The following is a 16,498-nucleotide window of genomic DNA, read 5'->3' on the forward strand; positions in this document are numbered from 1 at the left end:
TGACCAGTTTTCTTCAATACTAAAGAAAAGTCACCAGCACCCCGGTGTACCAGGACATGCGGTCCCCGTATATCTCGCCGTTCGCGAACAAACCAATCAGGGGAACATCGCCCAATTGCTGCTGCACCAGATGCATTTCGGCGGACGGGCCGCCGAACAGCGTGCCGGTGCGGCCCAGGCAAGAGATGTACAACGCGCCCCGAATGCGGTTCATGTTGCCGTACCGGGTTTCGATGGTTTCGCGCAATTCCGTGCATGCGCGGATCAGGTCGACCTGCGCGGCATGGCGATCGCGGCGACAGAACACCACGTGGTCGGCATCGTCCAGTTCGGCGCCCATGGCAAGCGCGCGTTCATGGGGATCCACGCCCACCAGCGGCCGGACCGGATAGTTGCCCCGCAGGAACGCGTCCCCTTCACCAAAACCGATGAAGGTGCCCTGCAGCATCTGCACCGTGGAGGCTGCCTGCTGCTTGCGCGCGGCCGGGGGCACTGGAACCCCTTGCACGGTGCTGGGAGACCATTCGGTCGGGGCGCCCATGTCGCGCAGCAGGACGTCCAGGGCGGGCGCGTCGTCCAGCCGGTTCAACAGCCGTCCGGCCGATGCCGTGACGCGATGCACCGGGCCGATCGGTTGGCAGCCCTGGCTGATGCGGCTTTCGACCGAAATGTTTTCGGACAGCACCACGCCTGACAGGCCGCCTGCAAAAATGTCATCGGCAATCAGGGCATTGGCATGACGACTGCTGGATACGCCGCCGAACAGCGTGTCCCCCGCAATCTTGCCGGCCATGTCCTGCAGCAATTCGGGCAGGTCGGGGGTCGAGGCGTCGGCGTGCACGAGGGCGGTCCACGAGGCGGACCGGCCGTTCGGAGTGCGTGCATCCCGGGCCGGCGGACGCGACTTGCCCGAGAACACCTGGAAGTCATCCGGCGAAAAATCCGCCAGCATGAAGGCCATGGCGGGTTCATCGATGTATTCGGCCATCCCGGCCGCCACGCCAACGCCGATCGCGCCCGTCCAGTGCGTGATCCCGGTGCGTTCTCGCAGAAACGCCAGGATGTCGTCCGAAGCTTCGGCAAAGTGGTCGGTCAGATACAGAAAGCCCAGCGTCGCCTGCCGCCCGGTTTCGGTGCGGCTGGCGTGTTCGATCTGGGCCAGGCACAACGACGCCGCCATCCGCCAATCCGGATGGGTGGCATGCGCCCAGGGAAACTGCGTGGTCATGCCTTGCCTCGGGCTCCGCGCGCGGGCGCCTTCCTGGCCGGTGCCTTGCTGGCCGCGGGCGCCTGCCTGGAAGTCTTGCCAGCGGCCTTTTTGCGGGCGCGTTGGTCGCGGCGTTTTTGCTGGCGTTCTTGCGCGCCGGGGCGGTCGTGCGCGCGGGGCGCGCCTGGCGTTCAGCCGGCGGGGCCGCCTGGCGGGCGGGAGCATCGGGCGCGCGCGACGGTTCGAACACGGTGCGCGCCGCGGCAACGGCGGCCTTGCCCAGATCCATGTGCGGCATCGGCGGCATGGCCGGCACGGCGGGCACCGCTTGCGTGGCGGCGGCGGTGATCTTGTTGAACTGGTCCTGCAGCATCGACCACCAGGCATTGGCCTGCGGCGAGCCCGGCGCGGCACCGGTGCTGTCCTCGGTCGAAGCCGTGTCGGCAGGGGAGGCGTCTGTGGCTGCGACGGTCCCGCGGGTTGGGGGGACGGCGGCGGCGTGGCTGCGGACATCGGCGGCGTGGGGGTGGACGCCGGAGTGGACGTCGCCGCCGGCATATGCGCAGGCGTATGCGGCCACCCGGTGGGCTGCGCAGCCGATGTGGCGGCGGCGGGTGCCGCCGCGGACGCCGATCCAGGCGCCGATGGCGTGGCGCTGGCCGAGAAGCCGAAGGGCGACGCATCGGCCGCCGCTCCCGGCGCCTTGCGCAGGCCCAGCACGATTTCCAGCGGCGACGGCGGCGGCAGGTCGGCCCCGTCGGCGTCGGACGTGCCCGTGGGACCATGCGCCTGATAGGCACTGCTGACGTTCTGCGCAAAATTGCGCAGCGTCGAGATCGTTGCGCGTTGCACCTCCAGGCCCTGTATGGTCCCGCGCAACATGGTCAGGTTCAGGTTCAACCAGTTTTCAATCGCGCGCAGGTCGGTGATCCGCTTGTCCAGTTCGTCGAGCCCCGGCACATTGCCACCGGGCGCCGTCGTCGCCATCGACCCCAGGTTGCCCCACACCTGCCGCATCATGTCCAGGCTCTGCATGACCGGATTGGCCGCGCCCGGATCGAAAGACGGGGCCGCGCCGGGCATGCCAGGGAACGCAAAAGGATTGCCGCTGGGGATCATCGCTCTTCCTTGTCTCGATAGGGGCGGGGTCAGGCCGCGCCGGGGGCGCGATCACCTGGTCGATGGCGCCGAAAATGCTGGCGCCTTTCTCGTCGAGCATCTCGATACGGATGCTGTCGCCGAACTTCATGAACTCGGTCACCGGGGCGCCGGTTTCGATGGCCTCCAGACAGCGCTTTTCGGCAATGCAGGCATAGCCCACCGAACTGTCCTTGTTTGATACCGTGCCCGAACCGACGATGCTTCCTGCCCGGCAATTGCGCGTCTTGCAGATGTGGGCGATCAGCGTCGGGAAGTTGAAGACCATGTCCTCGCCTGCCTGTGGCTTGCCCACCACCTTGCCGTTCCATTCCACCGTCAACGGGCGATGCACCTTGCCGTCGCGCCAGGCCGAGCCCAGTTCGTCGGGCGTCACGGCGACCGGTGAAAACGCGGTGGCAGGCTTGCTCTGGAAGAAACCGAAGCCCTTGCCCAGCTCGCCTGGGATCAGGTTGCGCAGCGACACATCGTTCACCAGCATCAGCAGCCGGATGGCGTCGCTGGCGCCGTTTGGCGGCGTGCCCATGGCCACGTCACCCGTGATCACCGCGATCTCACCTTCGAAGTCGATGCCGAACGCTTCGGAAGGGACCACGATGTCGTCATGCGGGCCAAGGAAATCGTCGCTGCCGCCCTGATAGATCAGGGGGTCGGTCCAGAACGTTTCCGGCATCTCGGCATTGCGCGCCTTGCGCACCAGTTCCACGTGATTGACGTAGGCCGACCCGTCGGCCCACTGATAGGCACGCGGCAGCGGCGACGCGCACCTGGACGGATCGAAGGGGAAGGGATGGCGGGCGCGGCCGGTGTTCAGCGCGTCGGACAGGTCCTGCAATTGGGAAACGACAAAATTCCAGTCGTCCAGCGCGCGTTGCAGCGTCGGGGCAATATCGGTGGCGAAGTGCGCGGTCTTGAGGTCGCGCGACACCACCATCAATTGACCGTCGCGCGAACCGTCGCGCAAAGAGGCGAGTTTCATAAGACGTGAATGAAAGAGTAGGGCGTCAGTCCGGCCGGCCGGGGCATGCAACGGGCCAGGTTCGGCAGGGAGCGACAGGATGCGCTTACAGTAACATGCGCCGCCCGGCGATCCGGCTTGGGCGCAGGGTCCCGGCGAGACGCGAAGGGCTTCGCGCGCGGGACATCGCGGACTTCCGAATGCCACCTTGCAGGGAACTCACGGCCCCGGCCGCGCCTCTACCGGTACGACTTGCGGCCTGCGCCTCTCCGGCCGCCGCAAGGCTTCCGGTACGATGAACCCCTTGCTTACAGGCGGCGCCGGGCCAACCGGCGTCTTCATGCCCATGACAGCTTCCTTGATCACCCAATCCGTATCTCTTGCACGCCGGGCCTTGGTGCGCCACGGTGTTGCCCTGGCCGCCGCGCTGCTGGTGGCGCCCGCTGCCTTGCTGGCCGCGTCCGGCACGGCGTCCGCCGCTGCACCGGCGGCTGGAGCGGCAACGGCATCTTCCGCCGTCAGCGTTCCGGATTCGTCGTCCATGACCTACACCTTGAAGGCCTCGGCCAAGGGCTTCAAGATCAACGTCGACAGCCACTTCGACTGGCAGCGCGAAGGCGACGCCTACCGCCTCGTCAACAGCGGCCGCTTCACCCTGTTCAGCTTCAATTTCGAAAGCAGCGGCGTGATCACGCCCCAGGGGCTGCAGCCGGCGCGCTATCAGGAAACCCGCAACAAACGGGTCAAGGCAGTCACCTTCGATCCGGAAGCCAAGAAAATCACCTTTTCGGGCGGCGAGTCGGAAGCGCTGCAGCCCGGCACCCAGGATCGCATGTCGGTGCTGGTGCAACTGGCCGCAATGGGCCGCAAGAACCCCGACGTGTTCGCATCGGGCAAGGTCGTCCCGTTCCGCGTGGCCGGGTCCAGCCGGACCGGCATGTGGCGCTTCCGGGTAGCTGGCACCGATACGCTGGATACCCCGCTGGGCGCCGTCAAGGCCGTGCATCTGGTTCGCGAGCGCGATGACGATGACGGGCAGAAAGTAGAAGTGTGGCTGTCGGCGGACTACGACTGGATGCCGGTACGCGTCCTGTCCAATGAATCGGATGGCGACTACCTGGATCAGGTGCTGAGCAAGTTCGAGCGCAAATAGGGGGTGATCGTCGGCGCCAGCGCGTGCTGGACAGCAATCGAATAGAATAAGAATCATTATCGATTGCTTCTGCTGCCCGACGGCAGCTGCCGCCCGCGTCCAGCGGGTTCCACGAGCGTTGCCGTGCCTCTTTCCTATTACCGAGAACTGCTGAACTTTTGCTTGCGCGCGCTCAGCGATCGCGACGCCGCCGTGGACACGGTGCAGGAAACCTACGCCCGCGTTCTATCAGCCGGGCGCTCGGGTGAAGCCATTGCGGATCCGCGTGCTTTTTTGTATCGCACCGCCCGCAATGTCATGACCGACGACTTTCGGCGGGCAGACGTCCGGCAGCATGCCAGCCTGGACGATCTGACGGTCGAGGACGAGCCGGTCAGCGCGGTCAATCGCCAGCCGGAAGAACGCTGCGCGTCGTCGCAATACGCGACGGCGATCGTGACAGTGATCGAAGGGTTGCCGCCTCGATGCCGCGAGGCCTTCGTGATGTTCAAGTTCGACGGGATGTCGTATGTCCAGATTGCCGAGGCCATGGGAATTTCGGTGCGCACGGTGGAAATGCATCTGAAGCTCGCCATGGATGCCTGCTGGCAATGCGCCGATGAAATGGTTGGCAAGGGATCCACCGATGGCAGTGGACCAGGCGCGAGGTCGTCGGCAATGGGCGGGCCGGTCGCCCGGCGCCGCGCGGGAGCGCGCGGATGACCACACTGCGTGAACACGTGCTGGATTGGTTTCTGCGCAGTCAGCGCGCGGATTGGTCGCAGGCGGATGCCCTGGCGCTGGCCAAGTGGCTGGATGCAGATCCGTCCCATCGGTCCGCATTCGAGCAGTTCGGCCAGCACTGGTCGGCATTGGACAGCTTGCCGACCGAGGCCGTGAACCGCCTGCGGGCAAGCCATGGAAGGGGGCGCAACGCGCCACGCGCCGCCCTGCGCCGTCCTGGCTCACCGTGCGCTGGCTTGCTGCCGGCGTCTCGCTGGCTTCCGTGGCTGCCGTCGCAGTCTCGTGCGGTCTCGTTTGGCGGCATCTGCAACAACCCGTCTTCTTGCAACATGTCGCTACCGGCCGGGGCGAGCAGGTCGATGTGCGCTTGCCCGATGGCAGCCAGTTGCGGCTGGACAGCGCAACGCAGCTGTCGGTGGCCTTCTACCGGAACCGCCGTGACGTCACGTTGACCGATGGCCAGGCGCTGTTCGCAGTGCAGCCGGATACCGATCGCCCCTTCCACGTGACGGCAGGACCATCGCGCGTGACAGTGGTCGGCACGAGGTTCACCGTTCGCTATCTGCCCGCCTTTGCTGGCGACACGGGGCCTGTCGTTGCTGTCGAAGAAGGCAAGGTGCGCGTGGGGCGCAGCGAAGCGAAAGCGTCGGAAGGCATGGGGGCGGTGGCGGGCGCGGGCGCGCCGGGCGGTGGGCTGCCGCGCGCAGACGCCTTGCTGACCGCCGGCCAGCAACTGGCCGTCCGCACCGACGGATCACCCGGCACCGTCTCCGCGTTGCCGCCCGAGGGCATTGCGCCCTGGCGGGACCGTCAACTCAGTTTCATCGATGTGCCGTTATCGCGCGCCCTGGCGGAGTTGGAGCGTTACACCGATTCGGGGCTCGTGCTGCGTGACCCCGCCGTTGCGGCGTTACGGCTCAGTGGCACCTTTGACACGACCGACCCCGCCAGCTTCCGGCGGCTGCTCCCGCGTGCCTTGCCAGTGCGTCTGCAGCCCACGCCTGACGGCCTCGAAATCCGCCCGCTGAAATAAATAACGTCCGCCATACGGGATTTCGCGCGACCCATGCGTCTTCATGAATAGGAATCGTTTCTATTCATTGGAGTTCTCATGGTGTGCGTCAAACCGCGTCCGGTATCGATTGCCGTGGCCTTGCTGGTGGCAGTCGCGTCGTCCGCAGCATCCGCCCAATCGGGTGGCAATGCATTGGCATCCGCCGCGCCGATCCCATTCGAGATCCGCGCCCAGACTCTGGCGCAGGCGCTGAACGACTGGGCCCGCCAAAGCCGGGTGCAACTGATCGTGCGTCAGGGGCTGGTCGCCGGCAAGATGGCGCCCGCCGTTTCCGGCACCTTTCCGCCGCGGGACGCACTGAATCGCCTGCTTGCGGGTAGCGGACTCGAAGCTGTCAGTGAAGGCGCAGCGGTCGTGGTGCAGACCGCTGCGCCGACGGCCATCCGAGCCCCTGCCAACACCGTGCTTTCAACGATTGATGTCACGGCTTCCGGTAATGCGCAGGCCACCAGCCTGCGCCGTACGGCGGCCTCTGGCGCATTGGGCCGCCGCAGCGTGCTCGACACGCCGTTTTCCATCACCAGCGTTGGCAGTGAAGAGATGGAAACCCGGCTGGTGACCACACTGGAGCAAGCCCTGCGTTACGACCCGTCCGTTCAGTCGACCGGCAGCGAGTACGGTCATGGCGCATCGATTTCCGTACGCGGACTGGGTCTGGACAGCACGAACGGCTTCAAAGTGGACGGGCTGCCGATCACGGCGTGGGGCACCGGCCTGCCCATGGAGCTGTTCGACCGTGTCGATCTGCAGAAGGGCATTACCGGCTTTATGAATGGATTCGGATCGCCGGGCGGTGTGGCTAATTACGTGCTCAAGCGTCCAACCGATGAACGCTTGTTGACCGCGTCGCTCGGCTTCAAGTCCAGGTCGCTGTTCTCCCAAAGCGTGGATGCGGGCGGGCGGATCGGCAACGACGACCGCTTTGGGTATCGCGCCAATCTCGTCCACGAAGAGGGCGACACCTTCACCCGGGGCGGCAGCTTGCGGCGGACCGCTGCGTCGATTGCAATGGATGCCCGGCTGACGAATGCCCTGACGGCCAGCTTCGATTTTTTATATGCCGACCGCAAATCCCTCGGCAACAGCTTCTGGGGGTCAACCTGGGCCGACTGGGCGTCGTGCCAGACCCGAGTAATCCCAGGACCCAGACACAACCTGACGGATCCTACTACCACACGACCGATCAGGTGGCCACGGCCGGCTTGCAATGGAACCTGGCGCCCGGATGGAACGCCAGCGCCACGTACCGAAAAAGTCGCCGCGATATTGATTACAGCTACAGCACGCTATACGTGCAGAATCTGGCAGGCGACTACACCGCTGACCAGTCCGTCTATAAGTTTCGGCAGGACTTCGAACACGCGCAGGCCATGGTCGACGGCGAGATCACGACGGGTCCTGTCAAACACCGAGTCGTGTTCGGGGCATCGCGGCAACGATTCCTGGGGTACGCCCCGTACCAGTCCATTTACACCGGTGACGTGGGCAGCGGCAATATCTATCGCGACTCGCCATTGACGATCAGCGGCGATGCTGGCACCCAATCGCTCTATCGTTCCAGCGTCATTGCGCAGACCGCCGCTTTCGTCAGCGACACCCTGAGCTTCGGCGACCAGTGGTCACTGATCGCGGGCTTGCGCTACAACCGTTTCAACCAGACCGGCGCCAACGCGGCAGGCACTCCCACAACACCGTACAAGCGCAATCCCGCTACGCCAACGCTGGCGTTGATGTTCAAGCCTACCCCCGGATCGACGTTGTACGTCAGTGCCGTCGAAGCGCTGGAACGCGGCGGCACCGCACCCACGAACGTTGTCAACCGCAACGAAGTGCTCGGACCCATCAAAAGCAAGCAGTACGAAGCAGGCTACAAGTTCGAACAGGGCGCATGGAGCGGCACTGCGGCGCTGTTCCGCCTGGACCGGACGGCGGGCTACACCAACGCCTCGAACTACTACGTGCAGGACGGCATTACCCGATACCAGGGCGCCGACATCAGCGGCCGCTATCGTTTCGATAGCCAGCTGTCGGTTGCTGCGGGCGTCATGCTGCTCGATGCCAAGTACGAAGAAGCCGCTGCGGCGGTAAACGGCAAGCGCACAACCGGCACGCCGCGCGTGCAGGCGGCGCTTGCCGCAACCTATAACGTGGCGGCGCTGCCTGGGCTGAGCTTGAATGGCGGCCTCAAATACATTGGCGCTGCCTATATGGACACAGGCAACACCTATCGCTTGTCGCCCTACCTGACCGCGGATGCCGGGGCCAGCTACAGCACTCGGCTCGTGGGCAAGGACGTCACCTTTACGGCTGCCATCCAGAACCTGGCAGGGCGTCGTTACTGGATCTACAACGGGTCCAACTACGTGGCGTCTGGCGCGCCACGCACGGTCAGTCTCAACGTACGTCTGGCGTTCTGATGCGGGCCAATACCGCCGGAGGGCGACAGGTGGCGCTGCGGGTTCTACTCGCGGTCGTTGGCGGCTATGCAATGGCATCGGCAATCGCAATCGCTTTGCCGCCCGTGCTGACCATGCCGCGCGTCGAGGCCGTCATGACCGCGACCCTGCTTGGTTACGTTGCCTACGTAGCCCTGATCATCGTCGTCTTCGCATCGACCCACCTGGCGCGGCTGGCCGTCGTGATGCTCGCGGCCAGCTTCGTGCTGGGCGGGTTCGGATGGACTGCCGGAGGTCTGGGCGCATGACCCCCGCAGCGTCCGCCACGGCGGGCTCGAACGCGCTCGTTGCCAAGGGCCTCCGTCAGCGCATGGCGTGGCTGCACACGTGGTGCGGCCTGTGGATTTCCTGGTTGCTGTTCGCCATTTTCCTGACCGGGACGTTGGCCGTCTTCGAAGAACCGATCACGCACTGGATGACCCCCGAGCATCATGCGGACGAAGCCGCGGCGCGGCTGCGCAACGACGTGGCGCCCGCTGTCAGTCGCTCGCAACGCCTGGCCTACGCGGCGGCGTATATGGCGGCGCATCATCCAGACGCAGGCATGTGGGAACTGTGGCCATCCGATGCACATGGGAAAGGCAGCCTGACGGCATTCTGGTTGAACGAAGACCGACATTACGAACGCGCGCAGTTGTCACCCACGACGGGGGTGAGGATGGACGCCGGCGCGCAAGAGGCAACAACGGGCTCGCCCGCGCGCGCAACGTTTGGCGGCCATCACTTCGTTGATTTCCATTACACGCTGCATGGCAAAGACGTCGGCCTGTGGGCGGTTGCGATCACCACCGTGGCCATGCTGGTGGCGCTGGTGTCCGGCGTCATCACGCACAAGCGCATTTTCAAAGACTTTTTCACCTTCCGGCCAGGGAAGGGCCAGCGCTCCTGGCTGGACGCGCACAACGCCGTTGCCGTCTTGAGCCTGCCATTCCAATTCATGATTGCTTTCACCGGCCTGGTGTTCAGTGCCGAGGTGTACTTGCCTGCTTCCGTATGGGCGCATTACGGCACGGACGCCACCGCGCGCACGCGTTACACCACCGACCTGTCGGATCCCGGCGTGCCACGACGCAGCGACATTCCGCTGGCGGTGCCTGACCTGGAACCGTTCGCGGCGCGCGCCGAAGCGTTGATGGGACAGCCCGTGCGCGCCGTCGTGATCGACCAGCCCGGTGACGCCGCCATGCGCATCGGCGTGTATGGATGGAATGACGACGAGGACGTGACGCGTCGGCTGACCCCGACGACTGGCCGGGTGTCGTTTTCGGCTGCGACGGGTGACTTGCTGAGTGTACGGATGCCCGGCGCGGTCGATGGCGGCGCGCCCATCCGCACGCGCGCGATCATGGGAAATTTGCATATGGCCGGTTTCGGTGGCGATGCGATTCGGTGGCTGTACTTCATAGCAGGGGCGGCGGGCGCGGCCATGATGGCCACCGGCGCCCTGTTGTTTGCGGTCAAGCGGCGCACGTCGTCGTTGCAGGAATTCGGTGACGCAACCGCGCACGTATACCGCGCCATCGACGCGCTGAACCTGGCCGCAATCGCTGGCTTAGGCATCGCGTGCACGGCCTATCTGTGGGCAAACCGGCTGGTTCCTTTGGGAATCGACCATCGGGCGTTGTGGGAGCTGCGCGTGTTCTTTGCCGTATGGGCCTTGTCGTTGGTGCATGCCTGCATGCGGCCTACCGGCCGTGCGTGGGTCGAGCAGATGACCGTGCTGGCAGTCCTGTGCCTGGCGTTGCCCCTTCTCAATGCTGTTGTGACCGGCAACCATCTGGTTGCGCATATCCACGAAGGCGACTGGGAAAGCGCCGGGGTCGAAGGCATGGCGGTGCTGATCGGAATGCTGGCATCCTGGGCCGCATGGCGGGTGCGGCGCCGTCCGGTGGACCGTAAACAGGGCAGGGCCGGGTACGTCTATCGCGGACAGCGTGCGCGCCAGCCGGAAGCAGGCCGACAGGAAGGGTCCGGTCGTCACGGCAGGAGCGTCTCATGACGTCGCCGTGGGCTGCCTGCTTATCCCCGGTTTTCGGTTTCGTTGGGATGGCATTGCTCAGTCTGGCCATGGACCGTCACTTCGGGCAAGTATTCTCCCGCCGCGCACCGTCTCGCGCACTGTGCATTCTGCTGCGCGTGGTTGGCGCTCTCGGCCTCGTCATGGCGCTCGTGTTCGCGCTAGACGCATGGGGTCCCAGTGTGGGCTGGGTGGCCTGGCTGGGTTGGCTCACGGTCGGCGCCTTGGTCGTGGCGTGGATGCTCGCATACGCCATACGCTTGCTGTTGGGTTTGGTGGTGTTAGGGACCGCGGTGCTCACCGTTTCGGTGTCCCTTCTACTGGGTTGATGTCTTTTTCGAGTTCCTGCATGACGTTTTCTTGCGTTGAATTGAATGTCCTCGCCATCATGCGCAAGGCTCGCTTTGCCCTCGTCATCGCCCTGCTTGCAGCCGTGAGTGGCCTCGGGCTGTGGTCGATGCGTGAACGCATCGATTACACGACCGAAGTGCTCGTGCGCCGGTCGGTCGAGTCGACCGTGACTGCCATTGGCAGCCTGCAGCCTCGGCGATACGTCGACGTTGGCGCCCAGGTGTCGGGGCTCGTCAACCGGCTGCACGTCAAGCCGGGCGATGGGGTCACGAAAGGGCAGTTGCTGGTGGAAATCGATCCAAGCGTGCAGCAGGCTACGGTCGATGCCGGCCGCGCAAGACTGGCCGGGCTGTGGGCTCAGGTGAACGAGCAGCAGGCCTTGTTGCGGCTGGCGCAGCAGCAACTGGCGCGCCAGCGGCAGATGGCGGCCGATGGCGCGACTCGTGAAGAAGACGTGCATGTGGCCGAAGCAGACTTCGCGGCGGCGGGCGCAAGAATCGACCATCTGCATGCGCAGATCGCGGAATCGCAAGCCAGCCAGCGGGCCGAAGAAGCACGCCTGGGGTATACGCGCATCTATGCGTCCATGGCCGGAACGGTCGTGTCGGTGGAAGCGCGCGAGGGGCAGACCCTGAACGCGACGTATCAGACGCCAAACATTCTGCGCGTGGCCGATTTGTCGGGCATGACCGTCTGGACCGAGGTGTCCGAAGCCGACGTGCGCCGCGTCAAGCCGGGCATGCCGGTATATTTCACGACGTTGGGTGACGACGGGCAGTCCACCGCACGCCGGTGGCAGGGTACGGTGCGGCAGGTGCTGCCGGCGCCGCCCGTCGCCGAGGCCAGGGCCAGCGCATCGGCCGCGCCTGCCCCCGCCACCAAGGCCGTGGTGTACACCGTGTTGTTCGACGTGGACAACGCCGACGGCGAACTCATGCCGCAAATGACGGCGCTGGTGTCCTTCATCACCGCGCGCGCGAAAGATGCGGTGGCCGTGCCGCTTGCGTCGCTTGCCGAGAACGAAGGCGAGCCGGGTGTGTACCGGGCGCGCGTGTTGCGGACCGATGGCCGGCCTGAAACCCGCCAGGTGCGCCTGGGCGCGCGCAGCCGGCACCTGGCCGAGGTGCTCGAGGGGCTTCAGGAAGGCGAGCGGCTCATCACGGCGGAAACGCGTGTGGGTGGACGCCCGCGGTGGATCCAATGGTGAACCAACCCATGAGCGCGCAAGCACCTGACGCCACACCGCCCCTGATCGCCCTGCGCGCTATCCGCAAGACCTACGGCGGCGGCGCCCAGCCGGAAGTGGAAGTGCTGCATGGCATCGACCTGAGCATCCGCGTCGGCGAGTTCGTCGCGCTGGTCGGCGCATCCGGATCAGGCAAGTCGACCTTGATGCACGTGCTGGGCTGCCTGGACCGCGCCACAGCCGGCACCTATCACATTAACGGCCACGACGTCGCCGCGCTGGACGCTGATGCCCTGGCCTGGCTGCGGCGCGAGGCCTTCGGATTCGTCTTCCAGGGCTATCACCTGATCGCCAGCGAAAGCGCGTCCGAAAACGTGCAGGTGCCGGCCATCTATGCCGGCATGCCCGAGGCGGATCGCGCTGCGCGAGCAACGGCATTGCTGGGCCGGCTTGGCCTGGCCGACAGGCAAGGCAACCGCCCCAACCAGTTGTCGGGCGGCCAGCAGCAGCGGGTATCGATTGCACGGGCGTTGATGAATGGCGGCCGCATCCTGCTGGCTGACGAGCCCACTGGCGCACTCGATACCCGCAGCGGCGCCGAAGTCATGGCGCTGCTGCACGAATTGGCCGACGCAGGTCACACCATCATTTTGATCACGCACGACCGCGACGTTGCGGCGCAGGCACGACGCGTCATAGAAATCCGCGATGGCCTGATCGTTGCGGACAGCAACGAAGCGGTGGCCGATCATCCCTCCGTCCGGTCACCTGCGCGCCAGAACACATTGCCCGGCCTGGACCTGCGCCACGCGGCAACGGCGTCAGGTGCGAGCCTAAAGGCCGACCTACGCGAAGCCTTGCGCACGGCGTGGCGCGGAATGCGCATGAACCGTGGCCGCACAGGGCTGACCCTGCTGGGCATCATCATTGGCGTGGCTTCGGTCATCGTCATGCTCGCGATCGGCGAAGGCGCCCGTCAGAAGGTGGTCGAGCAGATGGGGGCCATGGGCACCACCATCATGTACCTGAACAGCCAGCCGCCCGCCACGGGCGGGCCGACCGGGCAACTGACGCCAGACGACCTTGAGGCGGTCGAAGCCCTGCCTGAAATCCGGCGTGTCATGCCGGTCATCGGGGATCCGATCACCGTGCGGCGCGGCAACGCGGAACGGCAGATCTACGTGTTCGCCGCCAATCAGGACATGCCTGCCATCCATCACTGGAAGCTGGCGTCGGGCCGCTATTTCACCGAGGCCGAGGACCGGGCGCTGGCGCCCTTGGTCGTGCTGGGAATGGGTGCCAAAAACCATTTCTTTGGCGATACGCCCGATCCGCTGGGCCGCCAGCTCTTGATCGGCAATTCGCCCTTCGAAGTCATCGGCGTCCTGACGGAAAGAGGCGCCGATTCGGGATCGCAGGACTACGACGACATGGTGTTCATTCCCTACCGCAGCGGACGCGCGCGCGTCTATCAGGCACAGACACAACCGGATTACGTCGTGGTCGAGGCCATGTCCTCGCAGGACGTCTTGCCTGCCGAGCACGCCATGAACGAACTGCTGACGGCGCGGCACGGCGGGCGCAAGGACTTCGCCATCGGCAATGCGGCTGCCCGGTTACAGGCCGAGGCGGCGACACGCAGCAGCATGACGATGATGCTAGGCCTGATCGCTGCCGTGTCGCTCTTGGTCGGCGGCATTGGCGTCATGAACGTCATGCTGATGACCGTGCGGGAACGCACTCGTGAAATCGGCATCCGCGTAGCCACTGGGGCACGCCAGCGCGACATCTTGCGGCAGTTTCTGACCGAAGCCGTATTGCTGACCGTGACCGGTGGGATCATTGGCCTGGTCGCGGGGCTGGCTGTCGGTGCCGTCCTGATCGCCCTGGGCATGCCACTGGTGTTCTCGGTGCTCGCCATGCTCGGCGCGTTTCTGTGCGCAGTGGTGACCGGTCTGTTGTTCGGTTACATGCCGGCGCGCACTGCGGCCCGGCTCGACCCGGTCATTGCACTGGCAGGGGAGGCGTGACCATGCATGTCACCGCTAAGACGGTTCCGTCGCGGCAAGGGCTGTTCATGGTCCTGGCGCTTGGATTGGGCGGCTGCGCCGGGCCAAGCGCGCCGACGCCTGGCCAGGCACCCTCGCTGCCTGCCACCTGGTCCAGACCGGCGCCGTCGGCAGGCCCGTTATCCGACGCCTGGTGGGATGGGTTTTCGTCGGCTGAACTGCGCGACGTGCTGGATGCCGCCACGACCGGCAGCCAGGACCTGGCCGCAGCTGTTGCACGAGTGCGGCAGGCCGACGCACGCGTGCGGGCCGCTGGCGCGGCACTGTTGCCACAGGTAAGTACTACCGTGACGGCCAGCCGTCAGGCGCAAGTCGGAAGAACGACTTCAGGCACGGTATCCAGCAGTGCCTATACGACAGGCCTGGCGGCAAGCTATGAGGTCGACTTCTGGGGCCGCAATCAGGCCGTTCGCGACACTGCCGTCGCCTTGCGGCAAGCCAGCCATTACGACCGCGACACCGTCCGCATCACGGTCACCACCGGCGCCGCAAGCCTGTGGCTGCGCACCGTTGCCGCGCGCGAGCGCACGACGATTGCCGTGCGGAACGTAGACACGGCCACGCGCTTGCTCGACACCGTCACCGCGCGTGCGCGGGCCGGCGCGGCAGGGCCGCTTGAAGTCGCGCAGCAACGAGGCCTCGTTGCCGCCTTGCAGCGCAATGTCGATGCCTTGCGGCAAGAAGCCGATGACCTGCGCATTGGATTGAGCGTGCTCGTTGGCCGGCCGGGTCTCGCGATGACGACGGCGCAACTCACCGGCATCTTGGCGCCGCCAGTCGATACAGGCGTCCCGTCGCAGTTGATGGCGCGCCGCCCCGACATCGCCCGTGCCGAGGCCCAGCTGGCTGCCGCCGATGCCAATGTGGCTGCCGCCCGCGCCGCCCTGTTCCCGCGACTGACGCTTCAGGCCGGCCTGGGCGTCGGCGGCACGCGTCCCAGCGCCCTGCTCGACCATCCCCTTTACAGCCTGGTGGCGGGACTGGCCGCACCGATTTTCGACGCAGGCTTTCTTGCCGCGCAGGGCGACCTGGCATCGGCTGAACGCGAGGCCTTGCTCGCAAGCTACCGGCAGTCAGTCATCGCGGGCTTTGCGGAAGTGGAGCTTGGCCTGAACGCGTTGAGCGGAGTGGCCGCACAGATCCAGGCGCAGACCACCGTCGTGGCCGAGGCCGCGCGGGCATTGGCCTTTGCCGAGTCGCGCTTCCGTGCGGGCGCCGACACCCTGCTGGTACTGCTCGATGCACAGCGCACGCTGTACAGCGCGCAGGACCTGGCCGTCCAATTGGATCTGGCGCGCCTGCTCGCGACCGTGGATCTTTACCGTGCGCTGGGCGGAGGGTGGTCGTCCGCGGGATCGTAATTCCTTCGTGTGGCACCATGGCGCTATCGCACGCAACGTGCAACGAGAAGGTGCCGCATGAACAGCCACATCGCCCCGGTCGAACTCCCCAAGGCCTACCGCCTGCTCAACCATGGTCCGACCGTGCTGGTGTCGGCGCGCCACGATGGCCTCGACGACGTCATGTCCGCGGCCTGGGCCTGCGCACTGGACTTTGCGCCGCCCAAGGTCACTGTCGTTCTGGACAAGGCGACGCGCACGCGCGGGCTGGTCGAAGGCAGCGGGCACTTCGTGCTGCAGGTGCCGACCTTTGCGCAGCTGCAACTGACCTACGACGTGGGCAACCTCAGTCTGGCGGACGCGCCCGACAAGCTGGCGCGCTGCGGCGTGTCGACGTTCGAGGCGCCCGGGTTCGACGTGCCGCTGGTTCAAGGATGCTCGGCCTGGCTGGTGTGCAAGCTGCTGCCCGAGCCGCACAATCAGCAGGCCTACGATCTGTTCATCGGCGAAGTGGTCGGCGCCTGGGCCGACACCCGTGTGTTCCGCAACGGCCACTGGGAATTCGAGTCCGCCGGCCCGTCCTTCAGAAGCCTGCACTACATTGCAGGCGGCACGTTCTACGCGATCGGCGATCAGGCGCTGGCCGATACCAACAATCCAAAATAAGACGCGCATCACCACACAGGACACCGCGGATCCGGCTCGGCCGGTCCGCTGGTGTCGCCCCCGGGGAGGCGCGAAGCGCCTTGGGGGCTCAATACCCCGGTCCGCTGGTGTCGCCCCTGGGGGAGGCGCGAAGCGCCAA

The 16,498-nt window shown here is 65.9% G+C and carries 13 protein-coding genes and 4 pseudogenes; 14 read left to right on the forward strand and 3 right to left on the reverse strand.

Annotation, left to right across the window (positions count from 1 at the left end; all coding sequences use genetic code 11):
• Nucleotides 1-19: 19 nt before the first annotated feature.
• On the reverse strand, nucleotides 20-1,228 hold the full coding sequence (locus ACNANG_RS14005; RefSeq protein WP_420227543.1) for an FIST signal transduction protein: 1,209 nt from the start codon (nucleotides 1,226-1,228) through the stop codon (nucleotides 20-22).
• Between the two features lie 478 nt (nucleotides 1,229-1,706).
• On the opposite strand from ACNANG_RS14005, the gene ACNANG_RS14010 reads away from it, so the two are divergent.
• Nucleotides 1,707-2,000: a hypothetical protein gene (locus ACNANG_RS14010; protein WP_420227688.1), complete on the forward strand. Its 294-nt coding sequence runs from the start codon at nucleotides 1,707-1,709 to the stop codon at nucleotides 1,998-2,000.
• Nucleotides 2,001-2,089: 89 nt separating this feature from the next.
• Here the strand turns inward: ACNANG_RS14010 and ACNANG_RS14015 are convergent.
• Both ACNANG_RS14015 and ACNANG_RS14020 read right to left on the reverse strand, forming a co-directional pair.
• A pseudogene (locus ACNANG_RS14015) lies at nucleotides 2,090-2,326 on the reverse strand (hypothetical protein); the annotation flags it as partial.
• A gap of 40 nt (nucleotides 2,327-2,366) precedes the next feature.
• Nucleotides 2,367-3,344 (reverse strand): annotated as a pseudogene (locus ACNANG_RS14020) (fumarylacetoacetate hydrolase family protein); the annotation flags it as partial.
• 325 nt (nucleotides 3,345-3,669) lie between these two features.
• Here ACNANG_RS14020 and ACNANG_RS14025 point away from each other — a divergent pair.
• From ACNANG_RS14025 to ACNANG_RS14085, 13 genes and pseudogenes are all read left to right on the forward strand, one after another.
• On the forward strand, nucleotides 3,670-4,476 hold the full coding sequence (locus ACNANG_RS14025) for a DUF3108 domain-containing protein (RefSeq protein WP_420223480.1): 807 nt from the start codon (nucleotides 3,670-3,672) through the stop codon (nucleotides 4,474-4,476).
• A gap of 123 nt (nucleotides 4,477-4,599) precedes the next feature.
• Complete coding sequence (locus tag ACNANG_RS14030; protein WP_420223481.1) at nucleotides 4,600-5,178, forward strand: RNA polymerase sigma factor; 579 nt, start codon at nucleotides 4,600-4,602, stop codon at nucleotides 5,176-5,178.
• Nucleotides 5,175-5,255 (forward strand): annotated as a pseudogene (locus ACNANG_RS14035) (hypothetical protein); the annotation flags it as partial. The gene ACNANG_RS14030 and the pseudogene ACNANG_RS14035, both read left to right, overlap by 4 nt.
• A 266-nt stretch (nucleotides 5,256-5,521) precedes the next feature.
• A complete protein-coding gene (locus ACNANG_RS14040; protein ID WP_420223482.1) occupies nucleotides 5,522-6,232 on the forward strand; it encodes a FecR family protein in 711 nt (236 codons plus the stop codon).
• A gap of 297 nt (nucleotides 6,233-6,529) precedes the next feature.
• Nucleotides 6,530-7,012, forward strand: a pseudogene (locus ACNANG_RS14045) (TonB-dependent receptor plug domain-containing protein); the annotation flags it as partial.
• Between the two features lie 380 nt (nucleotides 7,013-7,392).
• Nucleotides 7,393-8,691: a TonB-dependent siderophore receptor gene (locus ACNANG_RS14050; RefSeq protein WP_420223483.1), complete on the forward strand. Its 1,299-nt coding sequence runs from the start codon at nucleotides 7,393-7,395 to the stop codon at nucleotides 8,689-8,691.
• The gene (locus tag ACNANG_RS14055) at nucleotides 8,691-8,978 is read left to right on the forward strand and encodes a hypothetical protein (RefSeq protein WP_420223484.1); all 288 of its coding nucleotides are present in this window, start codon (nucleotides 8,691-8,693) and stop codon (nucleotides 8,976-8,978) included. The genes ACNANG_RS14050 and ACNANG_RS14055 overlap by 1 nt, the downstream gene beginning before the upstream one ends.
• Entirely contained in the window at nucleotides 8,975-10,729 is a 1,755-nt protein-coding gene (locus ACNANG_RS14060; protein ID WP_420223485.1) for a PepSY-associated TM helix domain-containing protein, read from the forward strand. The genes ACNANG_RS14055 and ACNANG_RS14060 overlap by 4 nt, the downstream gene beginning before the upstream one ends.
• Nucleotides 10,726-11,076 carry a DUF3325 domain-containing protein gene (locus tag ACNANG_RS14065; RefSeq protein WP_420223486.1) on the forward strand — a complete coding sequence of 117 codons (351 nt, stop codon included), beginning with the start codon at nucleotides 10,726-10,728 and terminating at the stop codon, nucleotides 11,074-11,076. The genes ACNANG_RS14060 and ACNANG_RS14065 overlap by 4 nt, the downstream gene beginning before the upstream one ends.
• Nucleotides 11,077-11,135: 59 nt before the next feature.
• On the forward strand, nucleotides 11,136-12,305 hold the full coding sequence (locus ACNANG_RS14070; RefSeq protein ID WP_420227544.1) for an efflux RND transporter periplasmic adaptor subunit: 1,170 nt from the start codon (nucleotides 11,136-11,138) through the stop codon (nucleotides 12,303-12,305).
• An 8-nt stretch (nucleotides 12,306-12,313) separates the two neighbouring features.
• Nucleotides 12,314-14,314, forward strand: coding sequence for an ABC transporter permease (locus ACNANG_RS14075; protein ID WP_420223487.1), 2,001 nt, complete (start codon nucleotides 12,314-12,316; stop codon nucleotides 14,312-14,314).
• A gap of 2 nt (nucleotides 14,315-14,316) precedes the next feature.
• Complete coding sequence (locus ACNANG_RS14080) at nucleotides 14,317-15,714, forward strand: efflux transporter outer membrane subunit (RefSeq protein WP_420223488.1); 1,398 nt, start codon at nucleotides 14,317-14,319, stop codon at nucleotides 15,712-15,714.
• Between the two features lie 57 nt (nucleotides 15,715-15,771).
• Nucleotides 15,772-16,359, forward strand: a complete 588-nt coding sequence (locus ACNANG_RS14085; RefSeq protein WP_420223489.1) for a flavin reductase family protein — start codon at nucleotides 15,772-15,774, stop codon at nucleotides 16,357-16,359.
• Nucleotides 16,360-16,498: the final 139 nt, after the last annotated feature.

Origin of the sequence: Pigmentiphaga litoralis (assembly GCF_048632615.1) — a bacterium.
Lineage (GTDB): Bacteria > Pseudomonadota > Gammaproteobacteria > Burkholderiales > Burkholderiaceae_B > Pigmentiphaga > Pigmentiphaga litoralis_B.

Bases quoted from the DNA above. Each gene is read 5' to 3' on its own strand.
- ACNANG_RS14005 (WP_420227543.1), bottom strand. From the start codon at position 1,228: ATGACCACGCAGTTTCCCTGGGCGCATGCCACCCATCCGGATTGGCGG.
- ACNANG_RS14025 (WP_420223480.1), top strand. From the start codon at position 3,670: ATGACAGCTTCCTTGATCACCCAATCCGTATCTCTTGCACGCCGGGCC.
- ACNANG_RS14055 (WP_420223484.1), top strand. From the start codon at position 8,691: ATGCGGGCCAATACCGCCGGAGGGCGACAGGTGGCGCTGCGGGTTCTA.
- ACNANG_RS14060 (WP_420223485.1), top strand. From the start codon at position 8,975: ATGACCCCCGCAGCGTCCGCCACGGCGGGCTCGAACGCGCTCGTTGCC.
- ACNANG_RS14065 (WP_420223486.1), top strand. From the start codon at position 10,726: ATGACGTCGCCGTGGGCTGCCTGCTTATCCCCGGTTTTCGGTTTCGTT.
- ACNANG_RS14070 (WP_420227544.1), top strand. From the start codon at position 11,136: ATGCGCAAGGCTCGCTTTGCCCTCGTCATCGCCCTGCTTGCAGCCGTG.
- ACNANG_RS14075 (WP_420223487.1), top strand. From the start codon at position 12,314: ATGAGCGCGCAAGCACCTGACGCCACACCGCCCCTGATCGCCCTGCGC.
- ACNANG_RS14080 (WP_420223488.1), top strand. From the start codon at position 14,317: ATGCATGTCACCGCTAAGACGGTTCCGTCGCGGCAAGGGCTGTTCATG.
- ACNANG_RS14085 (WP_420223489.1), top strand. From the start codon at position 15,772: ATGAACAGCCACATCGCCCCGGTCGAACTCCCCAAGGCCTACCGCCTG.